Annotated in this window: 21 protein-coding genes; 10 read left to right on the top strand and 11 right to left on the bottom strand. The window is 67.6% G+C overall.

Annotated features, from left to right (window positions below; translation table 11 throughout):
* Positions 1-140: 140 nt before the first annotated feature.
* The 3 genes from D7006_RS11130 to D7006_RS11120 all read right to left on the bottom strand — a co-directional run bounded on the left by D7006_RS11130 (position 141) and on the right by D7006_RS11120 (position 2,691).
* On the bottom strand, positions 141-1,115 hold the full coding sequence (locus D7006_RS11130) for a quinone oxidoreductase (protein ID WP_237356894.1): 975 nt from the start codon (positions 1,113-1,115) through the stop codon (positions 141-143).
* Positions 1,116-1,183: 68 nt separating this feature from the next.
* Positions 1,184-1,939: an SDR family oxidoreductase gene (locus D7006_RS11125; protein ID WP_237356648.1), complete on the bottom strand. Its 756-nt coding sequence runs from the start codon at positions 1,937-1,939 to the stop codon at positions 1,184-1,186.
* A complete protein-coding gene (locus tag D7006_RS11120) occupies positions 1,936-2,691 on the bottom strand; it encodes a TerC family protein (protein ID WP_237356647.1) in 756 nt (251 codons plus the stop codon). The genes D7006_RS11125 and D7006_RS11120 overlap by 4 nt, the downstream gene beginning before the upstream one ends.
* 194 nt (positions 2,692-2,885) lie before the next feature.
* On the opposite strand from D7006_RS11120, the gene D7006_RS11115 reads away from it, so the two are divergent.
* Positions 2,886-4,064 (top strand): UbiH/UbiF family hydroxylase, encoded by a 1,179-nt coding sequence (locus D7006_RS11115; protein WP_237356646.1) that lies wholly within the window; start codon positions 2,886-2,888, stop codon positions 4,062-4,064.
* A 17-nt stretch (positions 4,065-4,081) separates the two neighbouring features.
* Here D7006_RS11115 and D7006_RS11110 read toward each other — a convergent pair whose 3' ends face one another.
* On the bottom strand, positions 4,082-5,038 hold the full coding sequence (locus D7006_RS11110) for an AEC family transporter (RefSeq protein WP_169120725.1): 957 nt from the start codon (positions 5,036-5,038) through the stop codon (positions 4,082-4,084).
* Positions 5,039-5,132: 94 nt separating this feature from the next.
* Positions 5,133-5,948 (bottom strand): gamma-glutamylcyclotransferase family protein, encoded by an 816-nt coding sequence (locus tag D7006_RS11105; RefSeq protein WP_237356645.1) that lies wholly within the window; start codon positions 5,946-5,948, stop codon positions 5,133-5,135.
* 141 nt (positions 5,949-6,089) lie between these two features.
* Between D7006_RS11105 and D7006_RS11100 the strand changes: the two genes are divergently transcribed.
* Together D7006_RS11100 and hspQ are read left to right on the top strand one after the other, a co-directional pair.
* On the top strand, positions 6,090-7,130 hold the full coding sequence (locus D7006_RS11100; RefSeq protein WP_229644630.1) for a CoA ester lyase: 1,041 nt from the start codon (positions 6,090-6,092) through the stop codon (positions 7,128-7,130).
* Between the two features lie 200 nt (positions 7,131-7,330).
* A complete protein-coding gene (hspQ, locus tag D7006_RS11095; protein WP_024279213.1) occupies positions 7,331-7,654 on the top strand; it encodes a heat shock protein HspQ in 324 nt (107 codons plus the stop codon).
* Positions 7,655-7,752: 98 nt separating this feature from the next.
* Here the strand turns inward: hspQ and D7006_RS11090 are convergent, their stop codons facing one another.
* Entirely contained in the window at positions 7,753-8,679 is a 927-nt protein-coding gene (locus tag D7006_RS11090; protein WP_237356644.1) for a peptidylprolyl isomerase, read from the bottom strand.
* A gap of 382 nt (positions 8,680-9,061) precedes the next feature.
* On the opposite strand from D7006_RS11090, the gene rpmF reads away from it, so the two are divergent.
* Positions 9,062-9,247, top strand: a complete 186-nt coding sequence (gene rpmF, locus D7006_RS11085; RefSeq protein ID WP_024279215.1) for a 50S ribosomal protein L32 — start codon at positions 9,062-9,064, stop codon at positions 9,245-9,247.
* Between the two features lie 406 nt (positions 9,248-9,653).
* On the top strand, positions 9,654-10,061 hold the full coding sequence (locus D7006_RS11080; protein WP_237356643.1) for a hypothetical protein: 408 nt from the start codon (positions 9,654-9,656) through the stop codon (positions 10,059-10,061).
* Between the two features lie 95 nt (positions 10,062-10,156).
* Here D7006_RS11080 and phaR read toward each other — a convergent pair whose 3' ends face one another.
* Entirely contained in the window at positions 10,157-10,849 is a 693-nt protein-coding gene (gene phaR, locus D7006_RS11075) for a polyhydroxyalkanoate synthesis repressor PhaR (RefSeq protein WP_237356642.1), read from the bottom strand.
* A gap of 298 nt (positions 10,850-11,147) precedes the next feature.
* Here phaR and D7006_RS11070 point away from each other — a divergent pair, with 298 nt between their 5' ends.
* Together D7006_RS11070 and phbB are read left to right on the top strand one after the other, a co-directional pair.
* Entirely contained in the window at positions 11,148-12,326 is a 1,179-nt protein-coding gene (locus D7006_RS11070) for an acetyl-CoA C-acetyltransferase (protein WP_169120735.1), read from the top strand.
* 203 nt (positions 12,327-12,529) lie between these two features.
* Complete coding sequence (gene phbB / locus D7006_RS11065; RefSeq protein WP_229644633.1) at positions 12,530-13,252, top strand: acetoacetyl-CoA reductase; 723 nt, start codon at positions 12,530-12,532, stop codon at positions 13,250-13,252.
* Positions 13,253-13,329: 77 nt separating this feature from the next.
* Here phbB and D7006_RS11060 read toward each other — a convergent pair whose 3' ends face one another.
* Complete coding sequence (locus D7006_RS11060; RefSeq protein ID WP_229644634.1) at positions 13,330-13,803, bottom strand: thioesterase family protein; 474 nt, start codon at positions 13,801-13,803, stop codon at positions 13,330-13,332.
* An 88-nt stretch (positions 13,804-13,891) separates the two neighbouring features.
* On the bottom strand, positions 13,892-14,812 hold the full coding sequence (locus D7006_RS11055) for a methyltransferase domain-containing protein (RefSeq protein WP_371745089.1): 921 nt from the start codon (positions 14,810-14,812) through the stop codon (positions 13,892-13,894).
* A 153-nt stretch (positions 14,813-14,965) separates the two neighbouring features.
* On the opposite strand from D7006_RS11055, the gene D7006_RS11050 reads away from it, so the two are divergent.
* Both D7006_RS11050 and D7006_RS11045 read left to right on the top strand, forming a co-directional pair.
* Positions 14,966-16,246 carry a glycerate kinase gene (locus tag D7006_RS11050; RefSeq protein WP_237356640.1) on the top strand — a complete coding sequence of 427 codons (1,281 nt, stop codon included), beginning with the start codon at positions 14,966-14,968 and terminating at the stop codon, positions 16,244-16,246.
* Between the two features lie 261 nt (positions 16,247-16,507).
* Positions 16,508-17,128, top strand: a complete 621-nt coding sequence (locus tag D7006_RS11045) for a GNAT family N-acetyltransferase (RefSeq protein ID WP_169120745.1) — start codon at positions 16,508-16,510, stop codon at positions 17,126-17,128.
* Positions 17,129-17,268: 140 nt separating this feature from the next.
* Here D7006_RS11045 and D7006_RS11040 read toward each other — a convergent pair whose 3' ends face one another.
* The gene (locus tag D7006_RS11040; protein ID WP_237356639.1) at positions 17,269-18,066 is read right to left on the bottom strand and encodes an invasion associated locus B family protein; all 798 of its coding nucleotides are present in this window, start codon (positions 18,064-18,066) and stop codon (positions 17,269-17,271) included.
* Between the two features lie 319 nt (positions 18,067-18,385).
* On the opposite strand from D7006_RS11040, the gene D7006_RS11035 reads away from it, so the two are divergent.
* Positions 18,386-20,221 carry an extracellular solute-binding protein gene (locus D7006_RS11035; RefSeq protein ID WP_371745088.1) on the top strand — a complete coding sequence of 612 codons (1,836 nt, stop codon included), beginning with the start codon at positions 18,386-18,388 and terminating at the stop codon, positions 20,219-20,221.
* A gap of 4 nt (positions 20,222-20,225) precedes the next feature.
* On the opposite strand, the gene D7006_RS11030 is transcribed toward D7006_RS11035, so the two are convergent.
* Positions 20,226-20,741 carry a hypothetical protein gene (locus D7006_RS11030; RefSeq protein ID WP_237356638.1) on the bottom strand — a complete coding sequence of 172 codons (516 nt, stop codon included), beginning with the start codon at positions 20,739-20,741 and terminating at the stop codon, positions 20,226-20,228.
* Positions 20,742-20,829: the final 88 nt, after the last annotated feature.

The following is a 20,829-nucleotide window of genomic DNA, read 5'->3' as shown; positions in this document are numbered from 1 at the left end:
CGCCCCATCCTTGTTGAACCGTAGATATCATGAGGAGGGGCGGGATGCGCAAGCCATTGTCACTGCATGGGTGTGGGAATGTCGCGCATGCCTTGGCCCGCCTGCCCCCCCTCCCCATGCGGAAGAGGGAGGCGCCAGTATCACGGCAGAAGCAGCGTCGCCCCGGTGGTGTTGCGACCTTCCAGGTCGCGGTGGGCCTTCTGCACATCCTTCAGCGCATAGGTCTGGTGGATCGGGATCTTCACCGCGCCGGTCAGCACCGCCTCGAACAGGTCGTTGGCGGTGGCGATGAGGTCGGCCCGCTTGGCGACGAAGGTGCCGAGCGTCGGGCGGGTGGCGAACAGCGACCCCTTGGCCGACAGGTGCAGCAGGTCGAAGTTCTTGATGGCGCCCGAAGCGTTGCCGAAGCTCACGAACAGGCCGAGCGGCTTCAGGCAGTCGAGTGAGGCGGGATAGGTCGCCTGCCCGACGCCGTCATAGACCACGTCGCACAGCTTGCCGGAGGTGATCTCCTTCACCCGGTGAACGAAGTCCTCGTCCCGGTACAGAATCACCTCGTCGCAGCCATTGGCGAGGGCGAGTTCGCCCTTGTCCTTGGAGCCGACCGTGCCGATCACGGTGGCGCCGAGGTGCTTGGCCCACTGGCACAGGATGAGGCCGACGCCGCCGGCGGCCGCCTGCACGAGAATCACGTCGCCCGGCTTGATGTGGTGCGTGCGGCGCACGAGATACTGCGCCGTCATGCCCTTGAGCATCATGGCCGCGGCGGTGCGGTCGTCGATGGCGGCGGGCAGGTGGACGAGCGCGGCGGCGGGAACGTTCCGCAGCTCCGCATAGGCCCCGATGGTCATGGCATAGGCCACACGATCGCCGGGGTGGAAATCGGTCACGTCGGGACCGACCGCCTCGACGACACCGGCGCCCTCATTGCCGGGAATGAAGGGCATCGTCGCGGCCTTGTAGAGGCCGGTGCGGAAATAGACGTCGATGAAATTGAGGCCGATGGCGGTGTGGCGCACCTGCACCTGGCCCGGCGCCGGCGGGGGAACCACCACCTCTTCATAGGTGAGCACCTCGGGACCGCCCGTCTGATGCACCTGAACCGCATGGACCATGACCACCAACCCCTATCCTCCCGAGATGGCCCGGATCATAGGGCGGGCCGAGTGGGCCGCAAGCGCGGTCAGCGGCCTCCCGAAATCTTGAGCACCGCGCCCGTGGTATAGCTCGCCGCCTCCGACAGCAGGAACAGCACCGCCTCGGCCACCTCCTCGGCCGTGCCGGGCCGGCCGATGGGGACGGAGGGCGCGAGTCGCTCCAGGCGCCCGACGACGCCGCTCGTGTCGTGGATGTCGGTGGCGATGAGGCCCGGGGCGATGGCGTTCACCCGGATGCCCTCGCGCGCCACCTCGCGCCCGAGACCCAGCGTGAAGCTGTCGATGGCGCCCTTGCTTGCGGCGTACCAGACATATTCGCCCGCCGAGCCGAGCGTCGCCGCCATGGAAGAGATGTTGACGATGGCGCCGCCCTTGCCGCCCCGCGCGGTGGACATGCGCCGCACCGCCTGCTGCGCCACGAGGATCGCCCCCGTCACGTTGAGATCGATGACGCGGGCCATCTCGGCCGGGTCGGCATCGGCGAAGGGGCCGGCACGGCCGGTGATGCCGGCATTGTTCACGAGGTCGGTGACGGCACCGAGATTGGCGTCCACCTCCTCATAGAGACGCATGATGTCCTTCGGACGGGCCATGTCACCCTTGACGACCAGCACCTGCGCCCCGAGCGCTCGCGCCTCGGCGGCCACATCGTCCGCCGCCGCCGCGTCGCGGGTGTAGTTGATGGCGATGCGCCCGTAGCCGGCTTCCGCCGCGCGCCGCACGCAGGCCGCGCCGATGCCCCGGCTGCCGCCCGTGACCAGCAGAACCTTGTCCGCGTTCATTGTTCGCCTCCCCTGTGCACCACGATCCGCCGCTTGCGCCTGCCGGCGGCGGCGACGTTCAGCACCTCCACCATCACCGAGAAGGCCATGGCCGCATAGATGTAGCCCTTGGAGATGTGGGCGCCGAAGCCGTCGGCCACCAGCGTCACGCCGATCAGCACCAGGAAGGCGAGCGCCAGCATCTTGGTGGTGGGGTGGGTGGCGATGAAGGCGGAGAGCGGGCCGGAGGCCACGAACATGATGCCGACCGCGATGATGACGGCCAGCACCATGATGGCGAGATGCTCGGCCATGCCGATGGCGGTGAGGATGGAATCCACCGAGAAGACCAGATCGAGCAGGATCACCTGCACGACAATCGAGGCAAAGGCCCGCTTGGCGGCGCCGGCCACGCTCTCCTCGCTCGGCTCGTCCTCGCCTTCGAGGGCGCCGTGCATCTCCGACGTCGCCTTGGCGATGAGGAAGGCGCCGCCGCCGATGAGGATGATGTCGCGCCAGGAGAAGTCATGCCCGAACGCGGTGAACAGGGATTCTCTGAGGCCAATAAGCCAGGAGAGGGCGAACAGCAGGCCGATGCGCAACAGGAGCGCGGCGGAAAGGCCGATCTGCCTTGCCCTCAACGCCTCAGCCGGCGGCAGGCGCTGCACCACCAGCGAGATGAACACGACATTGTCGATGCCGAGCACGATCTCCATGGCCGTCAGCGTTACCAGCGCCGCCCAGGCTTCCGGCGACGTGATCCAATCCAACATCGGCGCGCTCCCCTGCCCCAGATTCGCGAAGGCTGATCGGAACGCGGCGCGACTGCAAGTGCGAAGCGCAGCAACACCAGGCGCGCACGCGCTGGTCCGCGGCCGCGTCCCGCACGTATCCGCGGCATCTCCGCAGCTTTCGCCGCGGCAAAGTCGGCTCTAGTGTCCCGGGATCCGACCATGAGGAGGCAGCGATGGAACACGACGTGATGCACGAGGTGGTCGTCGTCGGCGCGGGTCCCGCCGGACTTGCCACCGCCATCGGCCTCGCCGCGCGGGGCGTGTCGACCGCGCTCGTCACCGGCCCCGATCGCGGCGCGGACCACCGCACCACGGCGCTGCTGGAAGGCTCGGTGCGCATCCTGGAAGAGTTCGGCGTGTGGTCGCAGATCGCGCCCCGAGCCGCACCGCTGCGCGACATGCGCATCGCGGATGCCACGCGCCGGCTGGTGCGCGCGCCGGAAGTGACCTTCCGGTCCGCCGAGATCGGCCTCGACGCCTTCGGCTACAACATCGAGAATGACGCGCTGCGCAACGGCCTCCTCGCCGCGGCGATGGAAATGCCGAACCTCCACATCGCCCGCACGTCCGTGGAGCGCATCGATTTCGGGCCGGATGCCGTCACCCTGAAGCTGGCGGACGGAACGAGCCTCGCCGCACGGCTGGTCGCCGGGGCGGACGGGCGCCAGTCCACGGTGCGGGCCGCCGCCGGCATCAAGATGCGCAACCGCGCCTATCCGCAGGTGGCCTTCACCGCCACCGTGCAGCACACACGGCCCCACGAGGACACCTCCACCGAATTCCACACCGAGAGCGGCCCCTTCACCCTGGTGCCGCTGACGGGCGACCGCTCCTCCATCGTGTGCGTGGTCACCGAGCGCGAGGCGATCCGCCTGCTCGGCCTCAGCGACGAAGCGCTGGCACGGGAGCTGGAGGCGCGCGCTTCCTCCGTGCTCGGCCGGTTCGAGATGGAAGGCGGCCGCGGCGCCTTCCCGCTGGCGGCTGAGACGGCCGAAAGCCTCGTCGGCGACCGCGTGGCGCTCTTGAGCGAAGCCGCCCACATCATGCCGCCCATCGGCGCGCAGGGGCTGAATCTCGGCCTCAGGGATGCGGCGGCCTTGGTCAGTCTCGCAGCGGACGCGGTCGCGACGGGCCGCGATCCCGGCAGCCGGGAGGTGCTCGCCCGCTATGCGGACAAGCGCCAGCGCGACATCAGCGGCCGCATGACTGCCGTGGACCTCCTCAACCGCTCGCTGCTGTCCGATCTCGTGCCGGTGCAGAGCGTGCGCGGCTTCGGCCTCTATCTGCTCGATCGCGTCGGCCCGCTGCGGCGGACGCTGATGCGCCTCGGCATCGGCGACAAGGCCGCTTGAGGCTGGCGGCGTGAGCCTCAGAACAGGCTGAGCGGGATCAGGTTCTCGCGCAGCAGATAGAGCATCAGCGTCACCGTCACGACCGATGACAGGGTACCGAGGAGGACGGCGGTGGACGCCTCCTCCACGAACACATGGTATTGCCGCGCCAGCACGAACACGTTCAGCGCGGGCGGCAGCGCGGCCATGAGCAGCAGCGTATGCTCCCACACCGGCGAGAACGGACCGAACACCGAGAGCGAGACCAGCGCCACGAACGGGTGGACGAACAGCTTCAGGCTCAGGAGCGGCGCGAGTTCCACAGGCACGCGCTTCAGCGGCCGCAGCGCAACGGTCACGCCTAGGGTGAACAGGGCGCAGGGCGCGGCCGCGTTCTTCAGATAGTCCAGCATCCGCGAGAGGGCGTCCGGCTCCTTGAATTCGAGCGCCGCCGCCAGCACGCCCAGTAGCGTGGCGATGTTGAAGGGGTGGGTGAGCACCCTCTTGGCGATGAGCACGAAGGTGTGGCCGAGGCTCTCTCCCCGCCCGCGCGTCGCCATCAGCAGCGGCACGACGGTGAAGAAGAACACGCTGTCAGTGGCAAAGATGAGCGCGGCGGGGCTTGCGGCGGCCTGCCCGAAGGCGGCGAGCGTAAGGCCCGGGCCCATATAGCCCACATTGGCATAGGCGCCGGCCGTGAGCGCGATGGCCGCCTCGCCGATATTGCCCTTTCGGAACCAGAGGCCGACGCCCAGCGCCAGCAGGGACATGGTGGCGGTGGAGGCCAGCACGGCCAGGATGAAGGCGGGATTCGCCAGCTCGTGGAACGGCGTCTGCGCAACGATGCGATAGAACAGCGCCGGCAGCGCCACATAGATGATGAAGAAGGAAAGCCAGGCGAGGCCCGCCTCCGGCAGCTTCACTCTGCGGCCGCAGAAATAGCCGAGGAGGATCAGGCCGAAGAAGGGAAAGGCGAGGCCGAAGAGGTCGCTCATGATCGCCGGAAGCTGGCCGGAAGGCGGAGGAGGGAGGCAACGGGGTGCCCCCTTCCTACAAATCCCGGCGACAGATGAAAAGCGCGAGCGCCGATCAGCGCGGCGGCGTCGCGGCCTTGCCCATCAGATGCCGCACGGCATAGAGTTCCGGATAGAGCCGGTTGCGGAACTGGCTCGCTGCCGGCTCCACCGTCGCAAGCAGCCGGTCGATGGCGCCCGAGCGGGGCGTGTCGGCCCAGGCACGGCGGGCGATGGGCCGGTCATCGAGCCAGAAGGGGCTCCAGTCGAGCGTCGTCTCGATGAGTTCCCGCGCGAAGTCCGGCCCCTCATCGAGCGAGCCCTGCATCACCACGTCGATATAGGACTGGAGCAGCGGGAAGTTCACGTCCGGCTGCTGAAGATCGGCAGGCCCCTTGCCGTCCGACTCCTTGGGCACATAGACCCAGATCTTGCCGACGCGCGGCAGGCCTTCCCAGTCGATGGCCTCCACATGGGCCTGGTCCAGCTCCACCCGGTCATAGCCGCCCTCGCGGGCATCGAAGGCGGCAAGCTCGGCCTCGTCCTTCACGGGGAAGATGACGCCGTTGATGCTGCCCGGCTCCTCGCCCGGCATGCGCGGCCGGATGCCGAGGGCGGTGAACCCCGCCGTGCCTTCCCGTGGCGTGAAGCGAGAGGCCCATGATCGCACATAGCCGAAGCTGCCGGAGATTCGGGCGGCGATGGCCGGCACGGGGCGGCCGGACGTTGCGGTCCGGGACGGCCCGCTGATGAGTGAGCCGTAGCCGAACAGGAACTCTCGCGGGGCATTGGCGAGGCGCTGGCCCCAGAAATCCTTAGCCGCCGCCGGCAGGGTTGAAGAAGCCGCCAGCCCGGCGAGACCGCCGAGCACACCGCGCCGCGTAATCGTCATGCCTCGATTCCCCCTGCCCGATGGGCGCCCGCGTGGTCGCCCTGAAGTCGTGTTGCGCAGGCCGGCGACCTATGCTGCATTGCAATCAACAGGTTCTGCGGGGGGTTATGCACCCCCTGCCGCATCCACACGGGGGGACTCATGAAGCTGCCGCGCCAATTCTTCAAGCCGCTCGCCATCGGCGCGCCCGCACCATATCGCGAGCTGCCGGTGCGGCTCGAGCGCATGATCCATTTCGTGCCGCCGCATCTGGAGAAGATGCGCGCCAAGGTGCCGGATATCGCCAAGCAGGTGGACGTGGTTCTCGGCAATCTGGAGGACGCGATTCCCTCCGATGCCAAGGAAGCCGCCCGCAAGGGCTTCATCGAGATGGCCAAGGCCACCGATTTCGGCTCCACCGGCCTGTGGACCCGCATCAACTGCCTCAACAGCCCGTGGGTGCTGGACGACATCATCGAGATCGTCAGCGAGATCGGCAACAAGCTGGACGTCATCATGCTGCCCAAGGTCGAGGGCGCCTGGGACATCCACTATCTCGACCAGCTCCTCGCCCAGCTCGAGGCGCGCCACTCCATCGAGAAGCCCATTCTCATCCACGCCATTCTGGAGACCGCCGAGGGCGTGAAGAATGTTGAGGAGATCGCCGCCGCCTCTCCCCGCATGCACGGCATGAGCCTCGGACCGGCCGATCTTGCCGCCTCGCGCGCCATGAAGACCACCCGCGTCGGCGGTGGCCACCCCGACTACAAGGTGCTGGCCGATCCGGACGGCGACAAGCCGCGCATCGGCTATCAGCAGGACCTGTGGCATTATACCGTCGGCAAGATGGTGGATGCCTGCGCCGCCAACGGCATCAAGCCCTTCTACGGCCCGTTCGGCGATTTCGCGGACCTCGCCGCGTGCGAGAGCCAGTTCCGCAATGCCTTCCTCCAGGGCTGCGTCGGCGCCTGGTCGTTGCACCCCACGCAGATCGAGATCGCCAAGCGCGTCTTCTCGCCCGATCCGGGCGAGGTGGCGTTCGCGCTCAAGATCCTGGAAGCCATGCCGGACGGTGCCGGCGCGGTGATGATCGACGGCAAGATGCAGGATGACGCCACCTGGAAGCAGGCCAAGGTGATCGTCGACCTTGCCCGGATTGTCGCAGCCAAGGACCCGGAAATGGGCAAAGCCTACGGATTGTGAGAGAATTGATTAACCAACGGCCGCGGCGAAGGTCGCCGCGGCTCTCCCCGCCCGAATTCGGGCGGAGCGGAAAAGTCAGGAAGAGGCGGGATATGGCCAGCCAGGACAAAGCGCGCGCAAAGCCCGCAATCGTTGCTCCCATTGGCGACGGCATCCCCGAAGACCCCACGCATTACGTTGGGTCAGAACTCGGCGCAGGCATGCGTCAGGCGAAGTTCCGCATCGGCGAGGTGGTGCGCCACAAGCACTTCCCCTTCCGGGGCGTGGTGTTCGACGTGGACCCGGTGTTCGACAATACCGAGGAATGGTGGCTGTCGATTCCCGAGGACATCCGCCCCCACAAGGACCAGCCGTTTTACCATTTGCTCGCCGAGAATGCGGACAGCGAATACGTCGCCTACGTCTCCGAGCAGAATCTGGAGCGCGACCCCTCCGAGGAGCCGGTGCGCCACCCCAAGGTCACCGAGGCCCTGTCCGAGGATGGCGCCGGCGGCTGGCGGGTGCGGCCTGATCTCGTGAACTGACGCGCCGTTTACGCAGCGCCGGAGTCAATAAAAAAAACCCCCGGCCATAAGCCGGGGGTTTTTCTTTTGGAGAGAAGGCAACGGCAAATGCCGCCGGCTCACTTCTTCGCCGGATCAGCGGCAGGCGCTGCCGGGGCGGGAGCGGCAGGCTTGGCCGGCGCGGCGGTCTTCTCGATCTTCGCGTCGGCGCGCAGCTTCGTCACCATGTCGGCCTGGGCCTTGCGGACGAGATACTGCTCCACCTGGTCCTCGACCTGCTCATAGGACGGCACCGCCTTCTGGCGCTTGTCCTCGACCTTGATGACGTGCCAGCCGAACTGGGTCTTCACCGGGTCGGAGACCTGGCCCTTCTCCAGCTTGAACGCCGCCTCGGCGAATTCCGGCACCATCTGGTCCTTGGTGAAATAGCCGAGGTCGCCGCCGTCCTCGGCGCTGTCCTTGGAATTCTCCTTGGCGAGCTTGGCGAAATCCTCGCCGGCCTTGGCCTTCTTGGCGATTTCCTTGGCCTTGGCCTCGTCGTCCACCAGGATATGGCGGGCGTGGACTTCCATGTCGGCGGGCGCCGACTTCACCAGCTCGTCGTAGGTCTTGCGCTTGAGCTCGGCAGAAACGGCCTTCTTGGCCTCCTGCATCATGAGCGCTTCCATCAGCGCCTTCATGCGGGCGTAGGCGAGGCGATTCTGAAACTCGGGGGTCTGGTCGACCTTCTGCGCCTCGGCCGCCTTGGCGATGAGGGTCATGTCGGTCAGGAACGACAGGACATATTCATCGCGGGCCGGGCCGCGGACTTCGGGCGGCAGGCCGGAGCCGATGTCCTCGATGGCGATGTTCAGCTCGCTCTGGCGGATCGGCGTCCCGTTGACGGTGACGAGGACCGGATCGGCGCCGGGGGCTGCCGCAGGGGCCGCAGCAGGAGCGGCCGCGGGTGCCGGGGCTCCCTGCGCCAACGCCGCCCCCATGGAGGCCGCGGAAACCGAGGCCGCGAGCAGGGCGGCGAAGAGGGAAAGCTGAGCGGAACGCTTCATAGGGCCGTTTTCCTCGGATATGTGTCGTCGGATGCGCCGATGCGCGCGCAACCTTGCTCACGTGTCCTCCGCTGACAAGAGGGCATTGTTGCGGCATACCCGCGACCGGAAAACGCAGCGTGGGGCTTTCGTTCCCACGCGCGAGCCTGTATAAGGCGCGCCTTCAATCGGGAATGCTGGCCCACGGGCGAGCCCCGCGCACTGCCCTCACGCAGTTCGCAACCGGGCTCGAGACGAACGCGCACAGGCTTCGTCATCCGTCTTCGGGTTCGGCGCGCACCGATCACAAGTTCGAAAGCCGCAAGGGCGCCAGCCGGCGCGCTCGCATGTTGCGCCAGTTGGCGAGTCACCTGGCTCGTTACGCCGTTCAGGAGTTTGGACAATGGCTGTCCCGAAGAGAAAGACCTCGCCGTCCCGTCGCGGCATGCGCCGCTCGGCCGACGCGCTGAAGCAGCCCACCTATGTGGAAGACAAGGATTCGGGCGAGCTGCGCCGTCCGCACCACGTCGACCTGAAGACCGGCATGTATCGCGGCCGGCAGATCCTGAAGCCCAAGGCCGAGGCCTGAGCTTCACGTCGCGGCGGCCCTCACGGCCGCCCGCTGCAGCGCCGGCGCTCGCCGCCGGCGCACCTACCCTCTCTGAGGGTGATTCTGCCCCCCCGCAACCGCCGAGCGATTCGCTCTTCCCTGCGGGCGGGACGACCTGATCCCACCATCATTCATTAACGCTGACCGGCGCGCGACATCGCGCCTGTGCCGCTGCGTGCGCCATGCGGCCATCCGGTTGCGGCCCTGCTCAGCGCTTGATTCTCCCGGGATCGGCCCGAGGCGATCGGCCGGCGCGCGCAATCCCAGATGCCTCCGCATTCGTGACATTCGGCGCCCGATGTGTCATCGCATCGGCGGAGCCGGGGCGGCGCCATGGGCGAAGGCCCTAGGCATTTTCCCGGCTGAGCGGCCCCGAGGAGCACCAATGCTGACGCCCGTCCCGTTGCTGATCGTCCCCCTCGCCCTCTACAACATCATGGTCTTTCTGATGCCCGGCACGGAATGGACCACCGTGCTCACCACGGTCGAGATGATGTCAGGGGCCCATTGGACGATCACCCTTGCGGAAGGGTTCATCGTTCTCAGCCTGTTCTTCCTGTTTTTCGAGATTCTGAAGTCGACGCGCATCAGCTCGCGCTCGATCATCGATCACATGCTGTCGATGCTGGTGTTCGCAGCCGGCCTTGCCGAGTTCCTGCTGGTGCGCCCGGCCGGCAACTCGGTATTCGCCATCCTGCTGTGCATCATGCTGCTGGATGTGGTGGCCGGCTTCTCGGTCTCGATCCGTGTCGCCCAGCGCGATTTCACGGTCGACCCGCGCGGGCAGCAGTAAAGACTGCACCACGTGCCGCGGCCGGGCTGAACCGGCCATCGCATCTCTCTTGGCTTCAAGACGCCGGCCCCGCATCGGGTGCCGGCGTCGGCTTGTCAGCTACCGCTGCCTTCCTTGGGGCTGCGGATCTCGCTCGGCGCATCGTTCTTGGCCACGAGCTTGGGCTCGGGCTTGGGAACGAGCTGCTCCAGCTTCGCCTGCATGTCGGCCATCTGGCGCTTGAGAGCGTCAAGCTCATCCACCCGCTCGGTCTGCGGCGCAGGCTGCGCAGGTGCAGCGGCCGGAGTGGTGGTGGCGGCCGTGGCCGGCTCGTCCCCCTTGGGGAAGGGCAGGAACATGTGGAAGGCGCGCTCGAACACTTCCATGTTGCGACGCACCGTCTCGTCCAGGCCGGCGAACGGAGCGCCCGGCACCGGAAAGGGCGTCCCCGCGAGCGTCTGGGAGAGGTGATCGCGGAACTTGCCCTGATCCTTGGTGAAGCTGTCGATGGACGCTTCCAGGTACCGCGGAACCAGCATCTGCATGCTGTCTCCGTAGAAGCGGATGATCTGGCGCAGGAAAGCGATGGGGAGAAGGTTCTGCCCCTTGTTTTCCTGCTCGAAGATAATCTGCGTCAGCACCGAATGCGTGATGTCCTCGCCGTTCTTGGCGTCGTACACCACGAAGTCCTCGCCTTCCTTCACCATGTTGGCGAGGTCTTCGAGGGTTACATAGGTGCTCGTCCCCGTGTTGTAGAGACGGCGGTTCGCGTATTTCTTGATGGTGACTGGCTCTTGCGTTTTTGCCATCGTCCGGTCATCCGTTTCCTTGGGCGGAACGGTAGGTTAAGGCGTTTCCAAGTGCAGAGCTACCACTTTGTGTGCGCTGCCCATCCATCCTTTCGCAGCGCAGACTCCGCCCTTTGGCGAAGCGCGCCGGGCCTGCGGCCGACCAAGGTTGAATAGCTGCTTTTGACCGGCCCCCTTGCCATGCGATGGGTCATTGACACATGGTCCGGCCCGGACACGATAGAGGTCAAGCCTTCCCACTCGCCATTCGGCAAAGAGGCGCGGAGCCACCCGCCCGATCTTCCCAGGAGAGACTTCCATGAAGGACGAGGTCGTCATCGTCGCCGCCGCGCGCACCCCTGTCGGGTCGTTCAACGGCGCGCTCGGCACGCTGCCCGCGCATGAGCTCGGTGCCATTGCCATCAAGGCCGCCCTCGAGCGCGCCGGCGTCGCGCCGGCTGCCGTGAGCGAAGTGATTCTGGGCCAGGTGCTCACCGCCGCCCAGGGCCAGAACCCCGCCCGCCAGGCCTCCATCAAGGCCGGCGTGCCCATCGAGGCGCCCGCTTATGAAGTGCAGATGGTGTGCGGCTCGGGCCTGCGCTCCGTCGCGCTCGGTGCCCAGGCCATTGCCAACGGCGACAGCGAGGTCGTGGTGGCCGGCGGCCAGGAATCCATGAGCCAGTCCACCCACGCCGCGCACCTGCGCAACGGTGTGCGCATGGGCAATGCCGACTTCGCCGACACCATGATCAAGGACGGCCTGTGGGATGCCTTCAACGGCTACCACATGGGCGTGACCGCCGAGAACGTGGCCAAGGAATTCCAGATCACCCGCATCGAGCAGGACGAGTTCGCCGTCGCCTCCCAGAACAAGGCCGAGGCGGCCCAGAAGGGCGGCAAGTTCAAGGACGAGATCGTCCCCGTCATCATCTCCACCCGCAAGGGCGACGTGGTGGTGGACCAGGACGAGTACATCCGCCACGGCTCCAGCCTCGATGCGATGCAGAAGCTGAAGCCCGCCTTCGCCAAGGACGGCACCGTGACCGCCGGCAACGCCTCGGGCATCAATGACGGCGCCGCCGCCGTTGTGCTCATGAGCGCCGCCCGCGCCAAGGCCGAGGGCAAGACCCCTCTCGCCCGCATCGTCTCCTGGGCGCAGGCCGGCGTCGATCCGTCGGTGATGGGCACGGGCCCGATCCCGGCGTCCAAGCTGGCGCTGGAGAAGGCCGGCTGGTCCAAGGACGACCTCGACCTCATCGAGGCCAACGAGGCGTTCGCCGCGCAGGCCATCGCCGTCAACAAGGGCCTGGGCTGGGATACGTCCAAGGTCAACGTGAACGGCGGCGCCATCGCCATCGGCCATCCGATCGGCGCCTCGGGCACCCGCATCCTCGTGACCCTGCTGCACGAAATGCAGAAGCGCGATGCCAAGAAGGGCCTCGCCACCCTCTGCATCGGCGGCGGCATGGGCATCGCCATGTGCCTCGCGCGCGACTGAGCGCGTCGTTTCAGGCAACCGGACGGAAGGCCTCGCCCCGGGCCGATCCCTCCAGATCAGGGCCGCGACCTTCAATCGCGGCCCTCCGTTTCCGAACGGAAATACCGACTTGCTACACACCGCCCGAGCGTGGCTCGACCCGCTAGGGCTGGGTGGGGGAGTCTCCAGGTCGAGCCAATAGAGTGAAGTGAAGGAGGGAAACCATGGGACGCGTCGCATTGGTCACGGGCGGCACGCGGGGAATCGGCGAGGCAATCTCGGTGGCGCTGAAGGCCGCCGGAAAGACCGTCGTCGCCAATTTCGCGGGCAATGAAGAGGCCGCCAAGGCCTTCACCGAAAAGACCGGCATTCCCGCCTACAAGTGGGACGTGTCCGATTTCGAGGCCTGCAAGGCGGGTATCGCCAAGGTGGAGGCCGAGGTCGGCCCGATCGAAATTCTCGTCAACAATGCCGGCATCACCCGCGACGGCCAGCTGCACAAGATGTCGCTTGAGCAGTGGAACGCGGTGATCAACACCAACCTCAACTCCGCCTTCAACATGACGCGCAACGTCATCGAGGGCATGCGTGACCGCAAGTTCGGCCGCATCGTCTGCATCTCGTCGATCAACGGCCAGAAGGGCCAGTTCGGCCAGACCAACTATTCGGCCGCCAAGGCCGGCGAGATCGGCTTCGTGAAGGCCCTCGCGCAGGAAAGCGCGCGGCTCGGCATCACCGTGAACGCCATCGCCCCCGGCTACATCGCCACCGAGATGGTGAAGGCGGTGCCGGCGGACGCGCTGGCCAAGATCGTGGCGACGATCCCGGTCGGCCGCCTCGGCGAGCCTGAGGACATCGCCCGCGCGGTGGTCTTCCTCACCTCCGACGACGCCGGCTTCGTCACCGGCTCGACCATGACCGTCAACGGCGCGCAGTACATCTGCTGATCGCGCCATCCGGCGACACAAGACGGCCCGCGTCCCCTCTGGACGCGGGCCGTTCGCGTTTCAGGCCATCGCCCGTCTCAGACCACCAGCGTCTGCAGCAGGGCCCGCACCGGCTCGGGAATCGGCACCGGCCGCTGGGTCGCCCGCTCCACATAGACATGGACGAAATGCCCCTGCGCGGCCGCGCTCGGGTCGTCGCCCTGGAACAGGGCGATCTGATAGCGCACCGAGGACGAGCCGAGCTTCGTCACCCGCATGGCCGCCTTGACCGGCGCCGGATAGGTGAGGCTGCGGAAATAGGTGCAGCGCGTCTCAACCACGAGGCCGATGACGGGGCTCGTCTGCGGGTCCAGCAGCCCGGCCGAGACCAGCTGCTCGTTCACCACCGTATCGAAGTAGGAATAATAAACCACGTTGTTCACGTGGCCGTAGACGTCCACGTCCATCCATCGGGTCGTGATCGGCAGCACATGCTTGAAGCCGTCGATCGTCACGGGCTCCTCGCGCGCCGCCGTGCCTCCTCCTGCGCCCGTCCCTGCCCCACCGCTCATTCCAGCCTCCCAGTCGCATCCGCCGCCATTTAGAGGGAGCGGACGGGCGAGGCCAAGGGCGAGCCGCGAAGCAATGCGGGCCGGAGCTTCAGCCGGGCTCGTCGCCGGGCGGCAGCGGCTGCTCGGGCACCTTGAGGGCGTCGGCGAGGCGCATGCGCGCGGTGCCGGGGCGCAGCGGCCTCTGCTGGCTTTCGTGCGGCGCCCAGCCGGAAAGGAACACGATCTCGAACGTCGCCCGCACCTTGCCGTCCGGGTCCGCGAACCGCTCGGCATAGACTTCCGCCGCGCGCAGCAGTGTCGCCCGGCGCAGCGGCACGCGGCGGCGTTCGTTGAGCGCATTGGCACCGCCCATCCGCCTCAGGTCCGCAAACAGGGTGAAGGGCGAGGAATAGCGCACCACCACGCGGTCCACGTCCGTCACCGGCAGGGCGAACCCCGCCCGCTGGAGCAGGGCGCCGAGATCGCGCACATCGGCGAACGGCGCAACGCGCGGCGAGAGGCCACCCGTGGTCTCGCTCTCAGCGATGGCGAAAGCCTGCCGCAGCTCGGTGAGGCTGCCGCCACCAAGCAGCGCGCCCATGAACAGCCCGTCCGGCTTCAGCGCCCGGCGCACCTGCGCCAGCACGCCCGGCAGGTCGTTGACCGATTGCAGCGCCAGCACCGAGACCACCAGATCCAGGCTGCCGGCAGCAAAGGGCAGCGCCTCCTCGTCGGCAACCACGGCGGGTGGTACGAGATCGCCCGCCAAAGGCGCGGCGCGGATCAGGCGCTCCACGGCCGGATGCCCGGACAGGGCGGTGGCGAGCGCCCCGGTCGGCGTGCCGATGTCCACGGCGGTCGAAAAGGTCCGCTTCACGGCCAAGAGCCGGTCCGCCATATCCTCCGCAGCGCGCTCCAGCAGGAATGTCTCCGGCCCCAGAGCAGCCGCACGGGCAAGCCGCCGGCGCAGCAGATTGCGATCGAAGACGAGGTGGGGCGCGGTTTCGGAGGCAGGGCTCATGGCGCGCATATAAGCGCTTGCCGTGCCGGATGCACGCGCCCGCCGTTTCCCCCCGTCGCGGGAAAGATGCCTTTCCGGCTGCGCTTATTGATCGGCGCCCGGGGAGCCGCTACAGGCCACGGGACCCATAAGACTTTCGCACAAGGGCACGGGAGAGCGGCCATGGACAAGGCAAACGGCACGAACACGGCCTCCGACAGGGAGATCCTGCTCGCGCTTTTCGATGCCGCCCTCGCCGCCGCTCTGCCGGAAGGCAAGTTCAAGGACCGCCTCCCCGCCCCGCCCGACGCGGCCAAGGGCGGCCGTACCATCGTGATCGGTGCCGGCAAGGCCTCCGCCCGCATGGCGCGCGCCTTCGAGGAGGAATGGGGCCGCCCCTGCGAGGGCCTCATCGTCACCCGCTACGGCCATGGCTGCGAGACGCAGCACATCGAGATCGTCGAGGCCGCCCATCCGGTGCCGGACCAGGCGGGGCTCGACGCCGCCCGGCGCATCCTGGAGCTGGCGCGCAGCGCGGGGCCGGATGATCTCGTGGTGTGCCTTATGTCCGGCGGCGCCTCCTCGCTGCTCACCCTTCCGGCCGAGGGGCTGACGCTCGCCGACAAGCAGGCGCTGAACTCCGCGCTGCTCAAGTCCGGCGCGCCCATCGGCGTGATGAACCGGGTGCGCAAGTCCATGTCCGCCATCAAGGGCGGCCGCCTTGCCGCCGCCATCGCGCCGGCGCGGGCCGTCACCTACCTCATCTCCGACGTACCGGGCGACGACCCCGCCGCCATCGGCTCCGGCCCCACCATTCCCGAGGCGTCCGATCCGGAGGCCGTGCTCGGCCTGATGCGCACCTGGGGCATCGAGATCACCGACAAGCTGGAGCAGGTCATCCGCGCCAACACAGTGGCGGGCGACACCATCCCCGGCCAGGAGGTGCACATGATCGCGACCCCGCTCATGGCGCTGAAGGCTGCCGAGGCAAAGGCGAAAACGCTCGGCCTTACTCCCCTCATCCTCGGCGACGCCATAGAGGGCGAGGCGCGGGAGGCCGGCAATGTCTTCGCCGGCATCGCCCGCTCCGCCTCAGAGCACGGCCTGCCCACGGCCGCGCCCTGCGTGCTGCTCTCCGGCGGCGAGACCACGGTGACGGTGCGGGGCAAGGGACGCGGGGGCCGAAGCGTGGAATTCCTCCTCGCGCTGGCCATCGCGCTCAAGGGCCGGGAGGGCGTCTCCGCCATCTCCTGCGACACGGACGGCGTGGACGGCACGGAAGACAATGCCGGCGCCTGGTTCGACGCCGCGCTGCTCGCCGATGCCGCGAGCCGTGGGCTGAAGCCCGACGACTACCTCGCCAACAATGACGGCTACAGCTTCTTCTCGGCCCTCGACCGATTGGTGATGACCGGCCCGACGCTGACCAACGTCAACGACTTCCGCGCGATTCTGGTGCGCTGACACCAGCAGAGCCGATTGCGGCAGGCGTAGGCCTGCACGCGCCTGTTGCAGCGCAGCAGAGCTGCAGCGGGCGCATGGCTCAATTAAATTGAGCGATATCAAAACGCTGAGCGGTCTGGCCACCAAATCGGCATCGCTTTGCCGTATTGGTCAAGGTAAACCCTATTGACCTTTGCTGCGCTGCACATAGTTTGAGGCACGAACAAACCGGGGGGCGACCGGGAGGAAACCGGGGTTTTAGACGCCAGTCTGGAGACCACAATGACCGATGAGGTCGCACCGGGGATCATCCGGAAGCTTTGGAGCGGAGAGACCGGACGGTTCCGGGACCATCTCCTGAGGCTCGATACGGAGAGCCGCCGGTTCAGGTTCGGCTCCGCAGTATCCCCTGAATTCATCGAGCGCTATGCGTCGCGGGTGTTCCGCACGGGAGCCATCGTGCATGGCTGCTTCGTCGACGGCGAGCTGCGTGCCGCTGCCGAGCTCTATCCCATGGGCGACGTGCTGCCCGGCGAGGCGGAAGCCGCCTTCAGCGTCGAGACCGAATACCAGAACCACGGCCTCGGCACGCTGCTGCTCGACCGGGTGATCCTGTCCGCGCGCAATCGCGGCATCCGCTCGCTGTTCATGAGCTGCCTCGCCCACAATCGGCGCATGCAGCAGATCGCGCGCAAGTATGACGCCGAGCTGAAGTTCGAGCACGACGAGGTCACGGCCGAATTGGTCGCGCCCTTCCCCACTGCGCTGTCTCTGGCGCAGGAAGCGGCGGCGGACGCCCAGGGCATGGCAGGTGCCGTGCTCCAGGCGCAGCGTCTCGCCACCGGCCGCCTGCTCGACATGTTCCTTCCCGCTGCGACCGAGCCCGTGCTGGAGCCGCAGTGACCTGACCCGTCTGCCCCGACGTGAGACCCGGCCCTTTGCACAAGAGGGCCGGCAAACAAAAACCCCCGGCACTGCCGGGGGTTTTTCGTTTCAGCCAGACACCGGCCGGAGATCGCCGGCCGGAAATCACTGGCAGGACCTCACTGGCCCGTCTTGGCCTTCTCGAGCTCCTGCCCCTTCTTGAGGAGGGCGGCCTTGCTCTGCTCTTCCTGCTGCTGGGCGGCGGCGCGGGCTTCTTCCATGCGCTTGCGCTCAAGCTCCATGGCGACCTTCGCGTCCATGCCGGGGCCGTCATAGGCCTTGCCGAAGTCGGTGTTGGAGATGGGCAGGCTGAGGGTGCGGCCGGTGCCGTTCACCATCTGCAGATAGACCGCATTGGCCTTGCGCAGCTTGGCGACGAAGGTGCCGTCGACCTCGAGGTCGCCGATGCAGGTCGCGCCGCCGCCCTGGATGGGCTGGCACAGCACGAACGGGATGTTCACGGGATCCTTGTCGAGGGTGATGCGCAGGCCGGGCTGCAGGCGCATGCCGAGCGGCACGGAGATGTTGATGTGCTTCTTCGGCTCATCCTGCATCTCGATGATGTCGACCTTGGCGATCGCCTGGCTCTCGACGCCGAGCACCTGGGTCAGCACGCAGACCTGCTTCTTCCGCTCGGGCACTTCCTGGCAGATCTTCTGCCACGGCGAGGCGGAGAACTTCACGTCAGGCTCGCCCTGCGGCGCCTGGCCCTGCTGGGGGGCACCGGCCGGAGCCGGGGCAGCGGCGGCGGGAGCGGCCGGCTTGGCCGCGGCGGGTGCCGCAGGCTTGGCCGCGGGCTTCGCCGGCTGGGTCGTGGAGGGCTGGGTCTGGGCAAAGGCCGGACCGGCGAGCGCCACAGTGAGCAGCGTGGCGGCGACGGACGCCGTGAGCCGCGCGGTGGAATGGGTCTTCGTCATTGTGGCCTTTCCTGTGGTCTCTGCCGCCGGGCTCCCGCATGCGCAGGCGCACGCGCACGCCGGAGCACCCCGCGCCCCCTCTCGGACACCGGCTCTCTCCGGCCCAATTAAGGCGAGAAGGTGACAAACCGGCCGTCATCTTCACATCTGGCGGCGGGCGCTAGATTGCGGAGGAATGCGGCCAACTGACGGCGCATTCTGCAACCCATGGGAAATGCTGATAGGCGGCCGCCCGCGAGCCCCTATCATGGCATACGAATCATGAGGCCGCCTTTGCAAGGCTTGGCTTCGTGTGACGCGATGCAGCATCGGAGGCGCCATGATGACCGGCTGCGGAAACGCCGCGCGCCTGACGAGGACGGCTCCTGCGGTCCTCGCGCTTCTGCTGCTGGTTTTCGGCGCCGCCAAACCGGCGGTAGCCCAGGCGCTTGACAAGGCTTCCGCCATCACCATGCGGGGAAAGCCGGCCCTGCCCCCCGGCTTCTCTTCCCTCGCTTATGCCAATCCCAACGCGCCCAAGGGCGGTCGGCTGACGCTCTCCTTGCTCGGCACCTTCGACAGCCTCAATCCCTTCATCGTGAAGGGCACGTCGCCCGGCGTCCTGCGCGGCACGGTGACCGAGAGCCTGATGGCGCGCTCGCTCGACGAGCCCTTCACCCTCTACCCGCTGATCGCCCGCACCGTTTCCACCGACGAAAAGCGCTCCTTCGTCGAATTCGCCATCGACCCGGCCGCCCGCTTTTCCGACGGCAGTGCGCTGACCAGCGCGGACGTGCTGTTCTCGTTCGCCCTCATGCGGGACATGGGCCGGCCGAACCACCGGCTCTATTACGGCAAGATCACCAAGGCGGAGGCGCCGGACGCGCACACCGTGCGCTTCACCTTCGCCGAGCCGGACCCCGAGCTGCCGCTCATCATGGGGCTGATGCCGGTCTTCAGCGAGCAGGCGACCGACCGGGCGCGGTTCGAGGAGACCACCCTCACCCCCCTCCTCGGCTCCGGTCCCTACAGGGTCACCAACGTCAATGCCGGCGCGGCGCTCACGCTGGAGCGCAATCCGGACTATTGGGGGCGGAACGTCGCCTTCAATCGCGGCCTCTATAATTTCGACCGGCTCGACACCGTCTATTTCCGCGACGCCAACAGCGAGTTCGAGGCGTTCCGCAAAGGTTTGATCGACGCCCGGTTCGAGAGCGATCCCGGCAGATGGGAGACGGCCTACGATTTCCCCGCCGTCCGCAGCGGCGAGGTGGTGAAGGAGACCATCCCCACCGGCATCCCGAAGCCCTATTCCGCGTTCGTCTTCAACACACGCCGCCCGCTGCTGGCGGATATCCGGGTGCGGCAGGCGCTGATCGAGCTGTTCGATTTCGAATGGCTGGACCGCAGCTTCTATCATGGGCTCTACCGGAGGACGGGCAGCTTCTTCGAAGGCTCGGCGCTGTCCAGCATCGGTCGGCCGGCGGATGCACGCGAACGCGCGCTGCTGGCGCCCTTCCCCGGCTCCGTGGTGCCGGACGTGCTCGCCGGCACCTATCGCCCGCCGGTCTCAGACGGAACCGGCCGCGACCGCATTAGGCTCAAGGCGGCGCTCGACCTTCTGGAACAGGCGGGCTTCGTGCTGCGCAAGGGCGCGCTGGTGGATGCGGGGAACGGGCGGCCGTTTGCGCTGGAACTCATGGTGGTCACACGCGATCAGGAGCGCCTCGCCCTCGCCTGGCAGGCGCAGCTGAAGCGGGCGGGCATCACCCTCAACGTGCGCAGCGTGGATGCGGTGCAGTTCGACACCCGCCGGCAGGCCTATGATTTCGACATGATGCCCTACGCCTGGTCGCAATCCCTGTCGCCGGGCAACGAGCAGGCCTTCTATTTCGGCGCCGCCGCCGCCGATACGCCGGGCAGCCGCAACTATATGGGCGCGAAGGCGCCGGCCATCGACACCACCATCGCTGCCCTCATCGCCGCGCGGGACGAGGAGGCGTATGTCGCCGCCGCGCGGGCGCTGGACCGGGTGTTGATCTCGGGCGCCTATGCGGTGCCGCTGTTCCACACGCCCGGGCAATGGCTCGCGCGCTGGACGCGCATCGCCCGGCCGGAGCGGGCCTCGCTCTATGGCACACTGCCGGAAACGTGGTGGCGGGTGCCGGGCAAGTGACGCCTCAGGCCGGCGCGGAGGCGGGCCGGGCCCGCGCGGCCAACGTTCCAAGGATCACGAAAGCCAGCAGCACCACGCCTTGAGCGATGGCGAACGGCGGCTCCGACTGGGTGGGCGGCAGCGCCGCGAGCGCCGGCACCTTGGCGAACGCCTGCGCGACGGCAACGAACACCAGGAAATAGAGGCTCGCCACGGCAGCAGCCGCATAGACCGGGCGCCACACGCCCACACGGCCGGCACCGTAGAGCGCATAGGCGGCGACCAGCACCACCACGAGTGCGATGGCGCCCACCACGTGCGATGGCTTCACGCCCGAGAAGGGAAAGAGAAAGCCGGTCGCGCTCGTGAGGAAGGCGAGGGCGAGAAAGGCGGCGGTGATCCCCGCCCCTGCCCGCTCGCCGCGCATCAAGGCGAGCGTGACCGGGATCCCGAGAACGATGGCGATCAGGCTGATCCAGGTGTGCAGGCCGGTGAGTGTGGTCGGGTCGAACATGTCTGCCCCCTCGCTGTGCTGGATCATGATGCCGCAGCGTCAAGCTTTCCGCACGCCCCGTCTTTGCGGCTCGGCCTGCATCGACGGCCAGTTTGGAGGCGCGCAAATACATCCG

This window comes from Xanthobacter sp. YC-JY1, from assembly GCF_021730305.1.
Taxonomy (GTDB): domain Bacteria; phylum Pseudomonadota; class Alphaproteobacteria; order Rhizobiales; family Xanthobacteraceae; genus Xanthobacter; species Xanthobacter flavus.
Note: the sequence above shows the minus strand (reverse complement) of the source record. Positions and strands in the feature narration are given on the sequence as shown.

Excerpts from the sequence above, each read along its gene's own strand:
- D7006_RS11130 (WP_237356894.1), bottom strand. The coding sequence starts at position 1,115 with ATGGTCCATGCGGTTCAGGTGCATCAGACGGGCGGTCCCGAGGTGCTC.
- D7006_RS11125 (WP_237356648.1), bottom strand. The coding sequence starts at position 1,939 with ATGAACGCGGACAAGGTTCTGCTGGTCACGGGCGGCAGCCGGGGCATC.
- D7006_RS11120 (WP_237356647.1), bottom strand. The coding sequence starts at position 2,691 with ATGTTGGATTGGATCACGTCGCCGGAAGCCTGGGCGGCGCTGGTAACG.
- D7006_RS11115 (WP_237356646.1), top strand. The coding sequence starts at position 2,886 with ATGGAACACGACGTGATGCACGAGGTGGTCGTCGTCGGCGCGGGTCCC.
- D7006_RS11110 (WP_169120725.1), bottom strand. The coding sequence starts at position 5,038 with ATGAGCGACCTCTTCGGCCTCGCCTTTCCCTTCTTCGGCCTGATCCTC.
- D7006_RS11105 (WP_237356645.1), bottom strand. The coding sequence starts at position 5,948 with ATGACGATTACGCGGCGCGGTGTGCTCGGCGGTCTCGCCGGGCTGGCG.
- D7006_RS11100 (WP_229644630.1), top strand. The coding sequence starts at position 6,090 with ATGAAGCTGCCGCGCCAATTCTTCAAGCCGCTCGCCATCGGCGCGCCC.
- hspQ (WP_024279213.1), top strand. The coding sequence starts at position 7,331 with ATGCGTCAGGCGAAGTTCCGCATCGGCGAGGTGGTGCGCCACAAGCAC.
- D7006_RS11090 (WP_237356644.1), bottom strand. The coding sequence starts at position 8,679 with ATGAAGCGTTCCGCTCAGCTTTCCCTCTTCGCCGCCCTGCTCGCGGCC.
- rpmF (WP_024279215.1), top strand. The coding sequence starts at position 9,062 with ATGGCTGTCCCGAAGAGAAAGACCTCGCCGTCCCGTCGCGGCATGCGC.
- D7006_RS11080 (WP_237356643.1), top strand. The coding sequence starts at position 9,654 with ATGCTGACGCCCGTCCCGTTGCTGATCGTCCCCCTCGCCCTCTACAAC.
- phaR (WP_237356642.1), bottom strand. The coding sequence starts at position 10,849 with ATGGCAAAAACGCAAGAGCCAGTCACCATCAAGAAATACGCGAACCGC.
- D7006_RS11070 (WP_169120735.1), top strand. The coding sequence starts at position 11,148 with ATGAAGGACGAGGTCGTCATCGTCGCCGCCGCGCGCACCCCTGTCGGG.
- phbB (WP_229644633.1), top strand. The coding sequence starts at position 12,530 with ATGGGACGCGTCGCATTGGTCACGGGCGGCACGCGGGGAATCGGCGAG.
- D7006_RS11060 (WP_229644634.1), bottom strand. The coding sequence starts at position 13,803 with ATGAGCGGTGGGGCAGGGACGGGCGCAGGAGGAGGCACGGCGGCGCGC.
- D7006_RS11055 (WP_371745089.1), bottom strand. The coding sequence starts at position 14,812 with ATGCGCGCCATGAGCCCTGCCTCCGAAACCGCGCCCCACCTCGTCTTC.
- D7006_RS11050 (WP_237356640.1), top strand. The coding sequence starts at position 14,966 with ATGGACAAGGCAAACGGCACGAACACGGCCTCCGACAGGGAGATCCTG.
- D7006_RS11045 (WP_169120745.1), top strand. The coding sequence starts at position 16,508 with ATGACCGATGAGGTCGCACCGGGGATCATCCGGAAGCTTTGGAGCGGA.
- D7006_RS11040 (WP_237356639.1), bottom strand. The coding sequence starts at position 18,066 with ATGACGAAGACCCATTCCACCGCGCGGCTCACGGCGTCCGTCGCCGCC.
- D7006_RS11035 (WP_371745088.1), top strand. The coding sequence starts at position 18,386 with ATGATGACCGGCTGCGGAAACGCCGCGCGCCTGACGAGGACGGCTCCT.
- D7006_RS11030 (WP_237356638.1), bottom strand. The coding sequence starts at position 20,741 with ATGATCCAGCACAGCGAGGGGGCAGACATGTTCGACCCGACCACACTC.